The organism is Pedobacter lithocola, assembly GCF_042650845.1.
Taxonomy (GTDB): Bacteria; Bacteroidota; Bacteroidia; order Sphingobacteriales; family Sphingobacteriaceae; genus Pedobacter; species Pedobacter lithocola.
Genome location: NZ_JBHSBW010000003.1, coordinates 42,585 through 60,051, shown reverse-complemented (window position 1 = coordinate 60,051; position 17,467 = coordinate 42,585). Strand labels below are relative to the sequence as shown.

Here is a 17,467-nt window from a genome sequence, read left to right as displayed (position 1 = left end):
AAGAGAGGTGTGATGCCAATCTAAACTTATGCATATTAAACTCTTTAATATTCGGATTTGCTTACTCAATCTTCATTTGCTGAAGTTATCGGTTACTATTGTATAACGGTGCTTATTCCTCCATCAGCCATTACTACTGACCCTACAATAAAGCTAGCCCTTTCAGATGCAAGAAAACTTATTATCTCAGCAATTTCTTCAGGCTCGGCGGCCCTTTTGATTGGTGCAATTTTTCCATGCTCGGCCAGAAAGTCGCGGCCATCTGCTTGGTGCTCATTGATAATATTTGTCACAACATCACCCACGCCAATAGCATTTACTCGAATTCCATGTTCAATACCTTCTAAAGCCGCTGTTTTTGTTAATTGCGCTAATGCGCCTTTTGATGCACTGTATGCTGCTATGGTTGGGAAACTAAAATAGCAGGCGTATGAACCAATATTTATTATAGCACCGCTTTTATTTGGAATCATAGCCTTAAGTGCTTCCTTTGAATGGAGAAATGCTCCTGTCACGTTTGTAGCAAGAATAAGATTCCAATCTTCCAGTGTGGTATCTACAATGAGTTTGTTGATAATACGTCCTGCATTATTTACCAAAATATCCAGACGTCCAAAATGTTCAATGGCAAGACTGACCACCGCCTTGGCCGTTTCTTCTTGGCTAACATCTCCAACAAAAGTTATCATTCCTGGAAATTCAATCTCCATATCCTTAATAGCCGCATTGTAATCTTCGGCAATAACCTTTGCTCCACGTGAGTGAAACATGGCGGCCGTCGCCCTGCCTATTCCACTAGCTGCTCCAGTAATAACTGCTACCTTACCTTCCAACTCATCTGTTATAATCCTGTTTTTCATATTGTAATGTTAGATTAATGTATATAGGTATAAGTTCAACCAATATTCTGTTAGGTCAATTCAAACACCTATTAGCGAATATCAGTATCCTTAAAATAAAATATTTAATAATTTTAGTGCCAACCTATAATTTAAAGAACAACCATAACCTTGGGCAAAGCAGTTTATTTGTTTTAGGAATCTCAAATTAGAGTATAGAAATCCTTAATTTTGAAAATAAAAAAACTGTGTGTATTAACTCGGCCAAAGTGTTAAACTGGATCGATCTCTAAACATGGAGTTATTTTGTCATATTTTATCGGTTCAAGCACCTTATACCTGTATTAAAATTATAGTTGAAATTATTTTACTACGGTTGCTTCAAGCTCAATTTTCAAGGTCTCAGTTAGACTCTTTACTTCAATAGCTGAAACTGCTGCCTGAATACCATTTTTGTCGACCCACTGGCCAAGAATATCTAGATTAGCGAAAAATTCATCATGAGCGGTAGTGTAAATCGTAAGTCTTGCGATGTTCTTCGTCTCGTATCCAGCTTCAAGGATAACCTTTTCAAGATTTTCAATAGCCATCAGAAATTGAGTTTTCATATCTGCGGAACTGGATGATCCGTCTGGGAATATCGCTGCCTGTCCCGAGCAGTATAATATACCTTGAAATTTTGTAACCTCAACTGCTTGTACATAATGGCGCTCATTTTGCCACTGCCAAGGGTTTATAATTTTTTTTTCCATTTTTTTTGATGTTTATTTGTATAAATGATAACAAATTTACTTACCAATAATAATTAAATTTGTGACCTCGATCACAAGTCTTAAATCATATCATGGAATAAAATTATTATAGAGATTTCCCATCGGATGATTATTTTTTGTTGAATTTTGATTTGAAACTACTACGGTCGGGAGCCATTTTTTTTGATAACATTATTTACAACATTTCCAGTTGTGAGGGTCTCAGATAAAAAGAATCTGCTGATAGCTAAACAAGGAGCATGATTTATTATTGATTAATATCTGCTGTGCGATTTGGTAACTTTCTCAGTAAATATGCCTCCTAAAGCCACCCTTGTGCAGAAGATCATTCAGAAATGCATAGGGAGGATTGGCAAATGAACACTGCCTTAATGCATCGGGATAACGGAAACGTTCACTATCTTGAATGCCACTAACTAAAAACAGCAACAATGACTCGAAACTTAGTGCAAACAATTTAAGAGAAAAGATTTCTAAAAAAGGATTCTGCATTCATTTTGCCTTCAATTGTATATGCGCCATTTTGCATACTTGCTTTCATGATCGCAGATGTTCTGGGCTGGAAGGCAAGCTTAGCCCAAGCATCATGCTCTGCTTTGAAGCTACTTAGAACTTCTTAAACTGTCAATACAGATTTTGTAGCTTCAATAACACCTTTCGAAAATGTACTAATTTGTTTGGCAAGCACCTCTACATACGCATCGATTTGCGCTTCGGGTATGGCCCGGTTTATCCATCCATAGTGTTTAGCAGTTGTCGCAGCAACCAAAGCGGCACCAAGGATAATCTCCAGTATACGATTACGGTTCATTTTTTGAGACGATATATTTAATTTTTGGAAGTTAAATAAAATCCAGTTATCATTATGCCACCCTTTTCTCAGAATAGGTCGGGGGTATTCCAAAAGTGTATTAAATCTGTTTTTACTACTAATTCGTATGTATAGCTTCTATATCTAATCATCCTTTAATTTAAGCTTTGAAGTTATGGTACTTAATAATGATGTAACAACAATTATGTTAAATTCCCTTCAAGTTGGTGATTATATCGAACATAAAAGTGGTTCAAAAGGCATTATTGAGCAAATAAATGTTTTTAAAACCGAAACCACTGTTGAATATTATTTTCAATTATTCGATGGAAAAGGTATTGTATTGGTTGTCAAACGGAAATAAACTAGATAATTAATCTAAATTACCAAATAGTGTCTTACTACTTCTTATTTAACTAGTCGACGCACGTAAGCTGAACCAATGGGACATTAAATAAGCTATTACGCCGTAGTCCTCACTGAAGAAAGTGTAAGGATGCGGTACGCTTCTCTTGCTGCCAGCATAGTGCCATATCTATCGATTCTCCTTTTGTTTTGCTGTTGTAGCAAGGTAGGGTATAGGTTCATCACTATGTTCACAAGAAGGATGACAATTGCAAATGAATAGAATCCCCCTATAAGTTTTATCAAAACAAAAACATTCACAAAGAAGAAAGCTATCAAATGGCTGATTTCGGCGATGGTCATTTCATTGCGCAGCTCGGGTAATTCTGATGGCCTAATCTTTCTTTTAACCGATAACTTTGGGTTAAAATATCTGAAAAAGGAATGTATGGTGATCCATTTGAAAAGTTCAATCCCAATGTACCTGTTTAGATTGTCATTTGGGATAAAATTTAACTTTGTCAGGTTTTTTTTGTAGAATTCAGTCTTGATGAGTACAGCGTTTATTACCATACCCACAATCCAAGAAATAACTGAAATGGCAACACTGAATGTAAGGTATTTGATCATTTTTCGAAGGTTTGAGCGAAATTAAGTATGTAAAAATAAAGGATTTACCTGCATTTTAAAATAAAATATTATTTATAAAAGAAGTTTCTTTATTAACTGTAAAGGGCACCTAGGCTGAGAAATCTTTGTATTATTTTATTGAGCCATTTTTCTATATGCTGTAATTGGTATACATAACTCACAGCTGAAAGAAGCATATACAGTAGGATAGGAACACTTTCGTTTTTTGAGACAGTTTGCTGTTTGTTTATGGTAAGTTAGGCAGTTTTTTAGTAAAATAAAATACAATATGGTAGCAATGCTATTCGGGGCTGAATTTAGCAAAATATTCGTCTTTAACACAGTTTTGCCATTTTGTGTATTGGATATGGGGACCTTGCAGATGAAAGAAAGGAGTAGGAAAGAATTGCTGTCATTACTTCATTAGCAATAAATTTAGTTTGTTTTTGAAATAATAAATATTTATAATATTCTATACTAATGTGATGTTTATTGGAATGGTAAAACAAAAGGTTGATCCGTTTCCTAAATTGCTTTCTACCCAGATCCTGCCTTTATGACGTTTTATAACCTCTGAACAAAAATAAAGCCCAATGCCAAAACCAGCTGTTGTTTTGCTGATGTTGTTTTCTATTCTATAATAACGTTCGAAGATCTTTCCTTGATCTTCTATGGCTATGCCGTCTCCACTGTCTTTTACCAAAAAAGTAATTTCATTTTCGGTGTAGAAATAACTACATTCAATAGCAGCTCCCCTAGGTGAATATTTTACAGCATTCCCAATAAGGTTTTTAAGTACCTGCTCAACTCTGTTCTTGTCAGCTGTTATCATTTTCTCGACATCGCTGTTTTTAATTATTAAAGGGTGGCTACTAGTGGTATTTTTGAAATCTTCTTCTATTTCGCCCATGAGTTGTGAAACTACAAAAGCGCTTGGTTCTATTATGATTTTAGAATTCTCCAGCCTTGACATGCTCATAAATCCATTGACCATATTTGTCGTCTTGCTGATCTGAATAAGAGATTTCTCCAAGGCATTTTTTGTAATCTGGTCACCAGTTGTGTCTCTTGCTTTGAGCACTGCAAGCTGAAGATAAGCCTTTAAAGATGTTAGTGGAGTTTTAAGTTCATGACTTACCATTCCTATAAAGTCATTCTTCGTTTGCTCTTCATCTTTGAATTTTTGTATGTCGGTTGTGGATCCCACCCACATGATCATCTTCCCCTCATCATTCAAAACGGGAGCTGCAATGTTTAGGTGCCAGCGATATTTCCCTGACAAATCTTTAAAACGCATTTCAGATTCAAAGGGAATGCCAGACTTTGCTGCCTCAGCGAGCCCAGTTGTAAAAGGTTCTACCTCATCTTGATGCATCATCTTTTGGTAGCCATAATCTATTAAATTCTCGAAACTCATTCCACTATATTCGAGCCAGTGCTTGTTGAAGTAGGTAACTTCACCACTTGGCAAAGCATTACTAATCTTCGCAGGTACCAGATCCATCAACCTTCTGAAATGCTTCTCGTTCTTAAAGTGTTCAAGCTCGGATATCCTCAAGACATCAAGTTCAAGATTCAGGAGTTCAATTTTTTTAAGTGCATTCAGTTCTAGCTTTCTGCTCTCTGCAAGTTCTGAAAGGCGTAAAACCTTGTCCGTAATATTATTAGCATGTTGAATAATATAATCAATCTCCCCGGCAGCATTTAATACGGGTGTATGGCTCGGCTCCCAATATCTAGTAATGAATTTGCCAGGATATTGGAGGTCAGGCACGTCATACCTTTGGATGTTCATGTAATGTGGCTCCTTTGTTCGAAGTACCTCCTGAAGGGAAGAATTGATATTTTTCATTCCATCGACATCAGGCAAATCGGGATTGTCCGGAAACGCTTCAAAAATATGTTTACCCTTGAGAAACTCTCTAGTAGTTGCGGTAGCTTCCAAAAACTTGTTGCTCGCTGTTATTATATGCAATGACGCTGAAACTATCAGGTAGCTATTTGGAATAGTTTCAAGAATTTTCAGCGACTCGGTTCTTATGTCAGAGACCATTTTGAAAGATTATTGTGTGGGTAAAGATAAAAAAAACAACTTAGCCAAAAAAAATCAGAATTGTTATTAAAAATTCCCTGTTATACTAAAAATGGCCGAACATAGGCTAGCTTATGCTTGCTAACAAATAATGAACGGAAAGTGATATGCTTGAATCTTCAAGAATAAGATATTCTATATGTTTGTATTTCCTTCGTTTTTTGAGACAGTTTAACAAAGGTCGCTATGTCAAACATTTAAAACTTATAATTGGATTAAAATTTGACGTTAATAATGAGGTAAACCGTAACACATAAGCAACGAATAAAAGTTCGGTACTGAAAAAAAAACGTTGCAAAAATCAGTAAAGATCATCTTATGATGAAACATGTTGATGCTAGGTGATTTGCCATACTAGTTTCGTGATGTAAGAATATTTATGATACGTATCTCCTCAATATTGAAAGTTATTGGGTTTGTTATATCACATATTTGCTGGTTTGATTTTCCATCTAGATAAAATTCAAAGAAAAAACGTTTTCCCGAAACTTTCGATGAATCAGGTAACTGATATGTTTTCAACACATTGTTGTAAACAACTCCATTATAGGCTATTTTCTCTCCGTAGCTTTTCCCTCCGGCATTCGGACCAGAGAATTGTACGAGCCAAGCATTAGCAGATTGATTGTTTTTACAGATTTCTACGCCAATAATGACGCCCTCAGCAACTTCGTAATCCGGTTTGAAAGGAACTTTATTTTTGCACCCGAAAAAAATACTTGCTATGAATACAAAAAGTATGGATCTTATATACATGGGTTCGTATTTTAATATTTCGAGAGATTAATTTCATATAAGTGTGCAACTTATATTTAAATCAAATTATTTTCGCGACTTTATGAAGTTAGGAAAAATTTCACAACCTGATGAGGTTAATATTTCTTTATTTGAGTTCTCACTATTCCCTCATTTTAATGAACAATTAGCTTCATTGAGATAACTGGATATGGTTTTCCTACCTTATCAATCTCTGTTCTGCCTTTAATTGCGAATCTCATTTTTTCAGCAATGATCAACATATTGCAATCTGCGAACTGATATTCTAAGTACTGATATATGAAAACGTACTTGTAAAACAGACTGAAACAGATAATCCAGCATTGTGCTTTTCGCTGAATGGATACTTCGCCAGCAATATAGCTGGCCTATCAGCTTTTAAATTTTAAGAATCATTATTCATAGCAAGACTCATTGCACCTAAATTCGAATTAATAAGGATAAGGGAGAACACGTATCCACTGGGCCTTTTCTTTGCTGAGATAGTCATTCACTCATAAACAATCTTTACAAATACCAACTAAAATGCAGTTCATTTGTTGAACAGTATATTTATCCGGCACTGAAAATGTTACTAGGCTGTTAAGGCATTCAATAGTTTCACATTTAGTGCATCGGAAATGAAAATGGTCTTCCGGTATAGCCGTTTCATCACATTTAACGTAAACAGCAAAATACTGTTTTCCATCGTCAGCGACTATTCTATGAACAATATTATCTTCGCAAAAACGATTTAATATCCTGTAAATAGTAGCTCTGTTAGCATCAATACCCAGTTGCTCAACAATTAGATCCTGACTCATCGCTCTTCTCTTGGTTGCCAGAACAGATAAAACAGCTTCCTGAGTTGCCGTATTTCTTCGTTTTATCATGCCGTAAAATTAGTCAAAATAATTTAATGCGACAAACTTGCAATAATTTAACGCGATTAAGTCGCATTAATAAAATTAATTATATCTTTGCTGGACGAACAGCAGGAATCAATGACATCATGACGCAAATTCATTCAGCAAAATAGTTTAGCCATAACAGCATTGCCTTTGCGTTTCCATTAACAGCATTTTAAAAATATAATAAAATGACCGACAGTAAAAAATTTGACGTAATTATAATAGGGGGAAGTTATGCAGGGCTTTCAGCAGGATTGGCTTTGGGAAGAGCTTTAAGAAATGTATTGATTATTGACAGTGGCAAACCATGCAATGTTCAAACTCCACATTCACATAACTTTATAACTCAAGATGGGAAAAGCCCGAAGGAAATCTCAACGCTTGCCAGACAGCAAGTTGAAAAATATGAAACCGTAAAGTTCTACAGTGGGCAAGCAACCGATGGAGTAAAAACACAAAATGGATTTGAGATAATAACACAAACCAATAATAAATTTACAGCAAAGAAACTGATTTTCGCAACGGGGGTAAAAGATATTATGCCTGATATAAAAGGATTTCCGGAATGTTGGGGGATTTCGGTCATCCATTGTCCTTACTGCCATGGCTTTGAGTACAGTAATGAAAAAACTGGCATACTCGCCAATGGGGATATGGCCTTTGAAATGGGAAAATTGATTAACAATTGGACAAAGGATTTAATTGTATTTACTAATGGTAAATCATCATTAACAGAAGAGCAAACTAAAAAGTTACAAGAGCACAAAATAACAGTTATTGAAGATGAAATAGATTATTTCAACCATAGCAATGGCAGACTTGAAAATGTTGCTTTTAAAGATAAAACAGAGCAAAATATTCAAGCTATTTATGCAAGGCCACAGTTTGATCAGCATTGCGATATACCCAGCAAGTTGGGCTGTGAACTTACAGCACAAAATCTTATAAAAATAGATCCCTTTCAGAAAACAACGGTACATGGGGTTTTTGCTTGTGGCGATAATACAAGTATGCTGCGTGCTGTTGCTTATGCTGTTGCAATGGGTGGAATTGCGGGAGGTATTGTAAATAGAGAAATAATCGAAGAAGAGTTTTAAAGAACTATGATAAACGATCTTATTTATTACGTTCGTTTTTTGAGACAAAAGCAACTTAGATTATTTACAAATCTTTTTCTAAGCCCTTCTATAGATATGACCAGTAGGATTAATTTCAAGTCTCCATAAAGGTTAACAAAAACTCTACATCACTCAAAAAGAAAGTGAAAATACTTATGTATTTTCTATTTGTATGCTTCTAAATGGATCTGTTTACAATGAATTATTATTTGAAGACCACCCTCAAAAAAATATTTGATATCATCATTTTCTTTGGGATTTTCCTGTGGAAGATAACTATCAATAAAATCCCTTGCAGAGGAAGGGAAGAATGTAATCTCACCTAAACAACTATCATCTTCAGGTGTACTATTTTCGTCTTGTTCAATAACCTTAAAGAAAGTAACATTCCGATGTATTAGGATTAAAGAAGAGAATTCATTCGGACCAACCCAGTCACCCATTGATTTTACCCATTTTAAATGAATTTCTCTTATTGGCAATTGATAGTCTAAACCGACAAAATTAAAATTATTATGAAGGTCGATATGTATGCCTTTAAAATTTAAAGCCGCTGTATTGTTTTTTATCGCAAAGTTTACCTCCATACTTATTCTATAAAAAAGTTCATACAAGATGTTAGGGATCTATTATTCTATAAATCTAATTAAAAAATAAGCTTCTGACCTGGATACTCATAATGATTTTATAAGTTCGATTTTTGAGACAAATTATTTAACTTTTTGAAAGCCAAATAAATCCAGTCATCATCATTTGGCCCTTTTAACACAATAGAATGGGGTTATTCCAAAAGTGTATTGAGATTTGTTTCTACCATTAATTCTTATGTATGCATGTCTAAAAGGACTAATATGACCAATAAAGGTGTCTTCATAAAGATAATCAGCCCCACTATTGCAATCGTTCACTTTAAGAGTTTTGTAAGTGCCGTTGAAACACCTAATGGTGAGAAAATCCCAGGTAGCGTTCATACTGCCCTACTGTTATATGTGAAGCAAAATAATAAGTGGCTACTGACAGCCGGGGGAAAAAGTGGTGATTGATCCATTAGCGCAAAAAACAATCCAGTGCTGCATATGAACAAGTAAATTTTCATCAGTTTGTTTCAATTTTCCGGCATCCTTGGTGCATTCTGATAGTCATTAAACAATTCTCTAAAACAAAATTGTCATCTAGAGACAAAAGTCAAACATGCTAAAAAAAGATATCGATATAGTCTGTCGTACTACCATCGCAGTTTAGCATTTGTTGTAAACGCCAATATTTTCTCTCGCCAGTAGCTTTAAAAATTGACAATCCGTTAAGTTCGCAGGGTTGACCAGCATTGATAAAATTGATTTTAGTCACAATCTTCCCGTTAAATTTTAATACATTTTCCTGGTATAGAATTGTACCTTTTATGGTAACGTAGTCTTTTGTTTTCGAATCCCTTTGTTCACCTTCCACACTATATTCATCTGCACCAATCTTTTTTATATAAACTCTTCCAGGGGATTTTTTATCAATTTCAATCCATTGTATGGTAAATGAATGCCATCCCGTCCGCATGGTTTTTGGTTGTCCTTGTGCTCCGAATCCGCAGATAAAAATAAAAACTAAAAACAAAATGTATTTCATTGACACTGTATTTGATACCTAAATTTCTGTCGATTATTGAAAACTGACTATTGCTCAATCAAGATACCGTTTATTGATAAAGAAGTACAACTGAGTGATATGGAAATAGTTCCTATTGACTCTCCGTAGTATGATGATGAATATTGATCTGAGAAGCTATACAAAGAGGCTTTAAAAAATTTTATCGTTTTAGACGGTAGCTTGCCAAAAGTATCAGTTATGGTGATGGTGCCATCAAAGCTACTCTTTTTTGCTGCAATCAGCTTCAGCACTTCATCCGGTAAATTTTTTACATCCAGGTTTAAATAGAAAATACCTGCTTTATATCCGCTGGATGGCAGTTCAGTTTTAGTTGATGTGGAGTCTTTGCCTTTTGTACCTACAGGTGATGTAATAACATCATCATAGTACCTCGACACTGAAGTTGAAACACTATTGAGGGGAACATTAATTGGCTTTCCATTAGCAGTTACTGCTAAATTAATTTTAATCCGGGATTCTTCTTGAGCAAAACTTTTCTGGGTAAATAGAAAAACTATCATGAAAGATGATAGCGTACAAATTAGATTTTTCATAAATTTCAGATGATTTTTTAAATGGCATTAATGGTTAAAATTTAATATAGCAAGTTAATCAATATATCATTTTGTTTGCCAATACGTTAATTCACTTTTTAGGTTTTCGAATATTAATCAACTTAACAATTTAGATACGGGTAAAACAAAATTGTTTATCAATTTGACAGATAACTAAAAGATTAAATTGCATAATTCATCAGATTATTTTCCATCGGAACCAGCGGACAATAATTGTTCTAATATTTCTGTATAACCACGCTCACTGACAAAGTCCATGGCGCTGCGGCTTTCATTATTAACAGCATTTACATCTGCACCTTTTTCTATAAGCAAAGCAGTAAAATCATTAAAACCACATTGTGCCGCTACAAGTAGTGGCGTCTCGCTAAAACTATTACGTGAATTTATTTCAGCGCCAGAATTAAGTAAAAGTTTTCCTATATGGTGATTGCCAATACCAGCAGCATAATGCAAGGCTGAATTTCCGTTTAAAAGATGCAAATTCACATTAGCACCGCTTTTTATTAACAGCTCTGCTAAATGAATATTGGAGTTGTTTACCGCCAATACCAAGGCAGTAACGCCGTCATTATTCAACTCATTCACATTTGTAATATCAGCTTTCAGTAGTGCGAGCACCGTTTCACTCCGGTTATTGTAAACAGCCTGGTGCAATGGGGTGTTGCCATGATCGTCTTTTTGTGCAACACTACCATTTGATATCGCAATAACAAGGTCACGCATCCCGTTGGCGGTGGCATGATCCAACACATTATAACCAGAGTTATCTTTAACGGTAGAATCGGCATTTAGGCTAATAAGGTATAGCGCAGTTTCGGTTTTTCCATCCAGAACAGCATAAAACAAAGGTGTTTGTCCGCTGTTATTGGCAGCATTCACATCAGCCCCGGCATCTGTGAGCAACTTAATTATTTCTTTACTTCCACTACGGGCAGCTATATGTAGCGGCGTTTCGCTAGAGTTGTTGGCCAAATTTACGTCAGCACCGGCATCAATCAACAGTTTGGCAATATCCTTTGCTCCTTTGCTGCACACATAATACATAGGGCTATTGCCTAAGTTATCACGCTTATCTACGTTAATGCCACCCTTTTTTAAAAAGGCCTGAACAATTCCTTTTTGTGCATTTTTGCATGCATTTAAAAACATGTTATCCATTTTCCCTATTAATAATTTTTTAGTTTATTAGTTGTTTAACCACAGCTTCGTTATTTTGCTGTATGGCTACATCCATAGCCGTTTGGCCGACGTTATTCACATGTTCAAGAATAGACTTATCTTTCTCAAGAATCAAGGAGACCATTCTTTTGCCCGACATCTGGTCTCTATTTCCGGCAGCATAAATTAAAGCAGTATTTCCTGATTGATCTATGTAGGTAACACTGGCATCATTATCAATCAATAATTCCGCAATACCATATTTCATTTCATTGCCTCGCTGGGCAAATGACATTAAAGGCGTTTTACCGGATTGGTTAGCCTGATTAACATCGGCTCCGGCATCGATTAATTCTTCGGCGAAGCTTGGATTCAAATCCGCTAAATAGTAATCAGCCTGGCAAAGCAAGTTTAGAGCAGTATTACCCTCATTATCGACAGCAGCATTTACATCCATTCCGTTCGACAATAGGGTGCGCAACATCGTAACAACCTCCTTGTTGTTCTGACTCATACCACGCCCCAAATTTATAATTGCTTTGGTAAGTAAATAAAATACCGCTGTTTCGCCGTTACCTGCCTTAAAATTGATGTCAGCACCACCTTCTACCAACAGCTTCACTAAAGGCTCGGAAGCATATTCGCATGCTAGCATAAGTGGTGTACGACGGTACTTGTCATCGATTTCGTTTAAATCCACACCTGAATCAATTAAAGCACTTACAGCTACGGGGTCGCGGTTCAATACAGCTTCATGGATTGTCATCCCGCCCGTTGCCACATCATTTTCATCGCCCGAAATCAATGCTGCAACCTCTTTTACGCCACTTCGCTGTGCATAAGTAAGTGGCGTAGTGCCAAAAACATCTTTATCTTCGATATCAATACCACCTTTTTCAAGCAATACGCGAACAGTTCTAACAACCGCAGGAATTGCACCTTTTATATCTTTCCGGTTGGCCAACTTATCGCAAATCGTATGCAGAAGGTTCATTCCTCCTGATTCGGCGACATCCATCCTCACATTCGCATCACCCATAGCCTGAAGGAAGGGGTACATGTATAACAATCCCGCTTCAAAATAGGCTAGTTTACCAGAGTCGTTTTTCTTTTTAGGATTTACATCGGCTTCCAATAGTGCCTGAGCAGTTTCGAAAATTTTAACTTCTATTTTTTCCAGATTTGGGTCATCGAAATTAAAACGGGTATTCGTAAGCGCATGCAAAGGAGTATTACCATATTTATCTACATCTGGCTTTACGCCAGCATCTTTTAAAAACCGGATGGCTTCTGTATCAGTAAATCGAGCTGCCAGGTGATAGAGGCTCTCACCATAATCGCTTGTTAATTTCAGGTCTGGCAAATGCTTGTATAAGCTTAATATGTCAGCTTTATCAGCCTCCGCTACAAACATATTTCTCTGGTAGACATCTTGGATTTCATTAAATTCTTTCATTATCTTGAAGTCTCGGCTAATTTAAGTGCATCTATTATATCTCTATATGCTTTATGAGCAATTGGCGTTGCGATGGCAATTACCTTAGGATAATCACGAAGCTTTAACCAGCAGTCAGTTTTGAGACGAACAATAGCATCATGGGCTAAAACAGGAAAGTATTTGATATATGCTTCGCTCATCCCGTTTAGATAATCATTGGTTTGATTTTGTTTATGCATAATTCCATGATAATCACTATTGGTAGTGGATTGGCTTAAGTTATTTATTTGTGGAGCAAGCCGGATACTGTCTAGCCGATTTAAAGCACCCTGGTAATTTCCACTCCAGTGAAGGCAAATTGCCATATTATAGAGGGCAGCGGTTTGAGGTGATTTTTGACTGCTAAGCAATTCATACACTTCTTTATAACGCTGTTGCATCATCAACTGGGTAATCAATAATTCTGTATCTGGGGAAGTTTCGTTATTGCTTGTCGATGTGGATATCATAATAAATATAAAGGTTATTTGCTTGCTTGTCTGGATTTTACTTCAGCTAATTTTGCTAGTAGTGGTCCTTTGTGTTCCAAGGTAAATGATACAAATTTTTCTTCTTTTATGGCTAACCGCACCACCATTGGAAGCCATGGATACACTTTTCGTGCAAGCGTTTCGAAGGTTGCATCATCTTGGGCAGCAGCAAATGCTTTATTGGCATAAGGTTCTATCTTAGGCCAGTGCTCGGCCATTACAGGTCCTAAAGCATTCATGATTTTGTTATTTTGGTCGCTGTTATCAGCGTCACTTTCTTTACCTAAAAAAGAAGACAGCATAGCTTTGGGATTTATCTATGTTTTCAACAATACTTAACTATTTTTGTTTCTGCAATTAGCGTATATTAACCAAAAAACATTGGCACAGTGGTTATGGCATTTTTTGATATATAACCACAGATTTGAAATCCATTAACACGATAGGTTCGTAAAGTTTATTGCAGATAACAAAGAACGATTGCTAGTATAGTTGCTCACTTCAATACAAAATAATCATGCCCGTTAAATTACATTTAAATGTATCCTTATTCTTATTATTTTTTATTTCGCTAAATAGTAAAATAGGCCCCGTCGTAGCTCAAGAGCTGATTGCTCACAGCGCTGAAGAAAAAAAGGTGCTCACGCTAGTCGTTGCGCTGCCAGAGGTACAACAACGATCAAGGGAGATTAAGGCATTAAGCCATGGCAAGGTTCAGATTACTTTAATGGTCAGCGCAGCACCTGATTTGAGTATACCTTTTTACCAGATTAATGTAAATGACAACGCACCTACATACAATAACTATTACCAGTTTGCTGTCGATCCTAAAACCTATAAAATTTACTATTTCGATGCTAAAGCCAATAGGCAATATAGTTTAGAAGAGTGGAGAAAAAAGAGGAAGTCTTTAAAATATTGATTAGAAGCACTTAATTGTATATTGAATTCTTTAGACAGAATCATGGATTGATATCATTTATTGCGTGTTAATACGTTGTATATCAATAACTTTAGCTATATTACAAGAATAAGGTTAGAGAGATGGTTGTAGGGCAAAGTAGTGGAAAGTTAATTCTTGATTCAATAGGAGTTGGAGATGCGTTGGAGGATGATAACGGTAAAAAAGGTATAGTTTTTAAGATCGATATCTTAAAATACAGGACTTTTGCTCAATACTATTTTAAACTTTCAGATGGTAAAGGAACAATTGAAATCTTAATGAGGGGGCAATAAGGAAATTAAAAAAGCAGATGCACAAGGCACCTGCTAAAAGTATTCTAAGGTGAATGACAGTTATCAGTTCAGGCATCCACTTCGTTGACGGTATGTATCTATAAATGTTTTAACTACTAAATAATTTATCCATATCAAGTATTTATACTTATATGACTGGATATGAGTTATGTTTTATCAAAATCTTTATTTTACTAAGCATTATATCTAATTCGAAAGGCTTCTCTATGTAGTCATCGGAATATAGTGGTTTTTTCTCATCCTTGTAGAATCCGTTTACAACAGACATTAGAACTATTGGAATGTCATTGTGAACGGAAGATTTTAGTTCCTTGCAAATATCTCTACCATCTATCCCGCCCATGATAACATCCATTAAGATTAAATTGGGAATGAAGGTTTGTATTGAATATCCCAGTTTCGAACAATTATCCAAACCCATGACATTAAAGCCCTCCATTTCAAATAGAAGTTTTATAACCTCTAACGTTGGCAGATCATCATCAACAACTAATATTCTATTCATTATCTTGCAGATTAGACTGCCAATGTTAGTCAATTAATTTGCATATATGTTTAATCATGGTTTCTAGAAAAGATTGAGTATTTATACTTAAATCCTTAAAAACTACTGAACTATCAATCACATCTGATCTGTGAGCTGAGTTAATAGGGCAAATAAATAAGTTGTATCAAATGGTTTCCTGAGGGATATATTTGGTTTACGAAAATCCATCTTTCGACACATTTTTCAGCCTTTCCGTCACATTTTGCAAAAGATGCATTTTTTTGAAGCTAATTTTATCTTCATAACCTTTATCAAAATTAAAATGAGAAAATTTTGTACTACCTTACTATTAGTGTGCGTTTATGGACCATTATCGGCCCAGCAGATTAAGCTTGATAATAAAAATAAACTTAATATCTATTCAAAATCTGAAAATTTGGAGCGCACAATCTATATTCAATTACCAAAAGATTATGGAAGAGTGAATAAACACTATCCGCTAATAGTTTTATTTGATGCGCAGGATCAAAGCCTTTATAAGTATACTTTCTCCACAATCGATAGGCTGGCATGGACTAATGATATTCCTGAAGCAATTTTCGTTGGTATAATTCAGGATGATAGAAGTAAAGAACTGAATTTTGAGAAAAATGAAACAACGTCTTTGCGATTTTTGGACTTTCTAAAAAATGACCTAATTAATTATTTGAGTGAAAAATATTTATTAACGGATTCTACACGCTCATAGGTCATTCTTTAGGTGGGCAATTTGTCACCAATGCGATGATAACCTATCCAGAAACATTTAAATCGGTGATTAGCATTAGTGGTGCATTGAATTATCCGAATAAAGATAACGTGGTTAAGTCAAAAATAATAAGCAAAATAAACGATTATATAGCCAATACACCAGATAGTATGTTTTCTCGACAAAAGTATTATTTTTCGACAGGAGACGACGGGTTTCAGGAAAGTGGCTTTAAGTTAGGTGCATTAAAATTAGATAGTGTACTTAAGGCGAACAAACCAAATTCAAAAACCTGGCGTTTCGACTTCTTTAAGAGATTAAATCGTATGTCTACTCCACTAACAAGTCTTCCATCAGGTTTGACATTTATATTCAACGACTGGCATTTTTCAGATAGTTTAGCGATGGATGTATTAGTGTGTCATAAAAATGATCCATTGAAAGTTTTAAAGTTAAAAACACAAGCTATAATCAAATCTTTTGGTACTGATATCGCACTACCGTATAATTCATACTACCAGTTTGCGGACTATTATCTAACCAATGGAAAAACTATTGAGGCTAAAGAATTGACCAGACAGCTTCTTAATCTGTATCCTGATGATGATGACGCTTACAGCTTAATGGCAGAAGTGCTAACTAAGAAAGGGGATATAAAAAATGCAATTATATGTTTAGAGAAGGCGCAGTCTAAATTTTCAATAGATAAATACTCTGAAAAAATTAGAATACTAAAAAACCAATAAATTTTGGAGCAAAAAGAATTAAACAACCTCAATCCTTCTGACTGAATAGTAGGATGAATTTATCTTTATTTATTCGTTTTTTGAGACAATAACTTAATAGGAAATTCTGAATCCTATCAAATATCGACTGTTTTCGGATAGATATTAAGCCCCTAATTCGTTCTTTACTTAGCGGATGGGTTAGATCAAATTGTACTTTCGCCTACCCCAATTGACTACAGGTATTATCCATTCCTTAAGTGGTCTGAATATAAACCCGTGCCGCATTCCAGTATTGAGCTCTATTTCTTTAAAACGTGTCACTTTTAAATTAGATGTTTCTTTTCTTTTTATTGCAGAAACTCCAAACTCATCTGAACGTTCGTAAATGTTTAATATGTTACCGCAAAAGTTGATCTGAGGTAGATTTAGTAAATCTTGGTTTTGATAACTTCCAATGAATACAAAGTTAACCTTGGGATTTGCTAGTAAGGTTGAAGTCATCTGTGCAATATATCCACCTTTGGATATCCCAACTACAGTTATATGGTTTGCCTTGATGCCCATCCGAATTAGGCTATCTATCTGATGTACAATTTTTCTAGCATATAGAGTAATATCAGTTTTAACAGG

The 17,467-nt window shown here is 35.4% G+C and carries 22 protein-coding genes; 6 read left to right on the top strand and 16 right to left on the bottom strand.

The genetic code is table 11. The features are described from left to right. Window positions 1-95 precede the first annotated feature (95 nt). The 3 genes from ACFOWA_RS01055 to ACFOWA_RS01045 all read right to left on the bottom strand — a co-directional run bounded on the left by ACFOWA_RS01055 (window position 96) and on the right by ACFOWA_RS01045 (window position 2,423). Window positions 96-860, bottom strand: a complete 765-nt coding sequence (locus ACFOWA_RS01055; protein WP_378980964.1) for an SDR family NAD(P)-dependent oxidoreductase — start codon at window positions 858-860, stop codon at window positions 96-98. A 341-nt stretch (window positions 861-1,201) separates the two neighbouring features. Beyond that, on the bottom strand, window positions 1,202-1,591 hold the full coding sequence (locus tag ACFOWA_RS01050) for a RidA family protein (protein WP_378980962.1): 390 nt from the start codon (window positions 1,589-1,591) through the stop codon (window positions 1,202-1,204). A 637-nt stretch (window positions 1,592-2,228) separates the two neighbouring features. Then, window positions 2,229-2,423 (bottom strand): hypothetical protein, encoded by a 195-nt coding sequence (locus tag ACFOWA_RS01045; protein ID WP_378980960.1) that lies wholly within the window; start codon window positions 2,421-2,423, stop codon window positions 2,229-2,231. Between the two features lie 175 nt (window positions 2,424-2,598). On the opposite strand from ACFOWA_RS01045, the gene ACFOWA_RS01040 reads away from it, so the two are divergent. Then, window positions 2,599-2,787 carry a hypothetical protein gene (locus tag ACFOWA_RS01040; RefSeq protein ID WP_378980958.1) on the top strand — a complete coding sequence of 63 codons (189 nt, stop codon included), beginning with the start codon at window positions 2,599-2,601 and terminating at the stop codon, window positions 2,785-2,787. 98 nt (window positions 2,788-2,885) lie between these two features. On the opposite strand, the gene ACFOWA_RS01035 is transcribed toward ACFOWA_RS01040, so the two are convergent. The 4 genes from ACFOWA_RS01035 to ACFOWA_RS01020 all read right to left on the bottom strand — a co-directional run bounded on the left by ACFOWA_RS01035 (window position 2,886) and on the right by ACFOWA_RS01020 (window position 7,139). After that, on the bottom strand, window positions 2,886-3,398 hold the full coding sequence (locus ACFOWA_RS01035; RefSeq protein WP_378980956.1) for a glycosyl-4,4'-diaponeurosporenoate acyltransferase CrtO family protein: 513 nt from the start codon (window positions 3,396-3,398) through the stop codon (window positions 2,886-2,888). 472 nt (window positions 3,399-3,870) lie between these two features. Then, window positions 3,871-5,451 (bottom strand): ATP-binding protein, encoded by a 1,581-nt coding sequence (locus ACFOWA_RS01030; RefSeq protein WP_378980954.1) that lies wholly within the window; start codon window positions 5,449-5,451, stop codon window positions 3,871-3,873. 393 nt (window positions 5,452-5,844) lie between these two features. Beyond that, window positions 5,845-6,246: a hypothetical protein gene (locus tag ACFOWA_RS01025; RefSeq protein WP_378980952.1), complete on the bottom strand. Its 402-nt coding sequence runs from the start codon at window positions 6,244-6,246 to the stop codon at window positions 5,845-5,847. 515 nt (window positions 6,247-6,761) lie between these two features. Then, window positions 6,762-7,139, bottom strand: a complete 378-nt coding sequence (locus tag ACFOWA_RS01020) for a Fur family transcriptional regulator (RefSeq protein ID WP_378980950.1) — start codon at window positions 7,137-7,139, stop codon at window positions 6,762-6,764. Window positions 7,140-7,417: 278 nt separating this feature from the next. On the opposite strand from ACFOWA_RS01020, the gene ACFOWA_RS01015 reads away from it, so the two are divergent. Continuing rightward, on the top strand, window positions 7,418-8,254 hold the full coding sequence (locus ACFOWA_RS01015) for an NAD(P)/FAD-dependent oxidoreductase (RefSeq protein WP_378980949.1): 837 nt from the start codon (window positions 7,418-7,420) through the stop codon (window positions 8,252-8,254). Window positions 8,255-8,439: 185 nt separating this feature from the next. Here ACFOWA_RS01015 and ACFOWA_RS01010 read toward each other — a convergent pair whose 3' ends face one another. The 7 genes from ACFOWA_RS01010 to ACFOWA_RS00980 form a co-directional block, all read right to left on the bottom strand. Next, complete coding sequence (locus ACFOWA_RS01010) at window positions 8,440-8,862, bottom strand: hypothetical protein (RefSeq protein WP_378980947.1); 423 nt, start codon at window positions 8,860-8,862, stop codon at window positions 8,440-8,442. Between the two features lie 607 nt (window positions 8,863-9,469). Continuing rightward, window positions 9,470-9,892 carry a hypothetical protein gene (locus tag ACFOWA_RS01005; protein ID WP_378980945.1) on the bottom strand — a complete coding sequence of 141 codons (423 nt, stop codon included), beginning with the start codon at window positions 9,890-9,892 and terminating at the stop codon, window positions 9,470-9,472. A 47-nt stretch (window positions 9,893-9,939) separates the two neighbouring features. Continuing rightward, window positions 9,940-10,467 carry a hypothetical protein gene (locus ACFOWA_RS01000; protein ID WP_378980943.1) on the bottom strand — a complete coding sequence of 176 codons (528 nt, stop codon included), beginning with the start codon at window positions 10,465-10,467 and terminating at the stop codon, window positions 9,940-9,942. A 204-nt stretch (window positions 10,468-10,671) separates the two neighbouring features. Then, window positions 10,672-11,649, bottom strand: coding sequence for an ankyrin repeat domain-containing protein (locus ACFOWA_RS00995; protein WP_378980941.1), 978 nt, complete (start codon window positions 11,647-11,649; stop codon window positions 10,672-10,674). 19 nt (window positions 11,650-11,668) lie between these two features. Then, entirely contained in the window at window positions 11,669-13,105 is a 1,437-nt protein-coding gene (locus ACFOWA_RS00990; protein WP_378980939.1) for an ankyrin repeat domain-containing protein, read from the bottom strand. Next, a complete protein-coding gene (locus ACFOWA_RS00985) occupies window positions 13,105-13,596 on the bottom strand; it encodes a hypothetical protein (protein WP_378980937.1) in 492 nt (163 codons plus the stop codon). The genes ACFOWA_RS00990 and ACFOWA_RS00985 overlap by 1 nt, the downstream gene beginning before the upstream one ends. 14 nt (window positions 13,597-13,610) lie before the next feature. Further along, complete coding sequence (locus ACFOWA_RS00980) at window positions 13,611-13,919, bottom strand: hypothetical protein (protein ID WP_378980935.1); 309 nt, start codon at window positions 13,917-13,919, stop codon at window positions 13,611-13,613. Between the two features lie 215 nt (window positions 13,920-14,134). Here ACFOWA_RS00980 and ACFOWA_RS00975 point away from each other — a divergent pair, with 215 nt between their 5' ends. Both ACFOWA_RS00975 and ACFOWA_RS00970 read left to right on the top strand, forming a co-directional pair. Then, on the top strand, window positions 14,135-14,539 hold the full coding sequence (locus ACFOWA_RS00975; protein WP_378980934.1) for a hypothetical protein: 405 nt from the start codon (window positions 14,135-14,137) through the stop codon (window positions 14,537-14,539). Window positions 14,540-14,661: 122 nt separating this feature from the next. Next, entirely contained in the window at window positions 14,662-14,853 is a 192-nt protein-coding gene (locus ACFOWA_RS00970) for a hypothetical protein (RefSeq protein ID WP_378980932.1), read from the top strand. 148 nt (window positions 14,854-15,001) lie between these two features. Here ACFOWA_RS00970 and ACFOWA_RS00965 read toward each other — a convergent pair whose 3' ends face one another. Continuing rightward, complete coding sequence (locus tag ACFOWA_RS00965) at window positions 15,002-15,379, bottom strand: response regulator transcription factor (protein ID WP_378980930.1); 378 nt, start codon at window positions 15,377-15,379, stop codon at window positions 15,002-15,004. Window positions 15,380-15,683: 304 nt separating this feature from the next. Here ACFOWA_RS00965 and ACFOWA_RS00960 point away from each other — a divergent pair, with 304 nt between their 5' ends. Both ACFOWA_RS00960 and ACFOWA_RS00955 read left to right on the top strand, forming a co-directional pair. Continuing rightward, window positions 15,684-16,109, top strand: a complete 426-nt coding sequence (locus tag ACFOWA_RS00960) for an alpha/beta hydrolase-fold protein (RefSeq protein WP_378980928.1) — start codon at window positions 15,684-15,686, stop codon at window positions 16,107-16,109. 35 nt (window positions 16,110-16,144) lie between these two features. Further along, window positions 16,145-16,855, top strand: coding sequence for a tetratricopeptide repeat protein (locus ACFOWA_RS00955; RefSeq protein WP_378980926.1), 711 nt, complete (start codon window positions 16,145-16,147; stop codon window positions 16,853-16,855). Between the two features lie 180 nt (window positions 16,856-17,035). Here the strand turns inward: ACFOWA_RS00955 and ACFOWA_RS00950 are convergent, their stop codons facing one another. Then, entirely contained in the window at window positions 17,036-17,401 is a 366-nt protein-coding gene (locus ACFOWA_RS00950; RefSeq protein WP_378980924.1) for a hypothetical protein, read from the bottom strand. Window positions 17,402-17,467 lie beyond the last annotated feature (66 nt).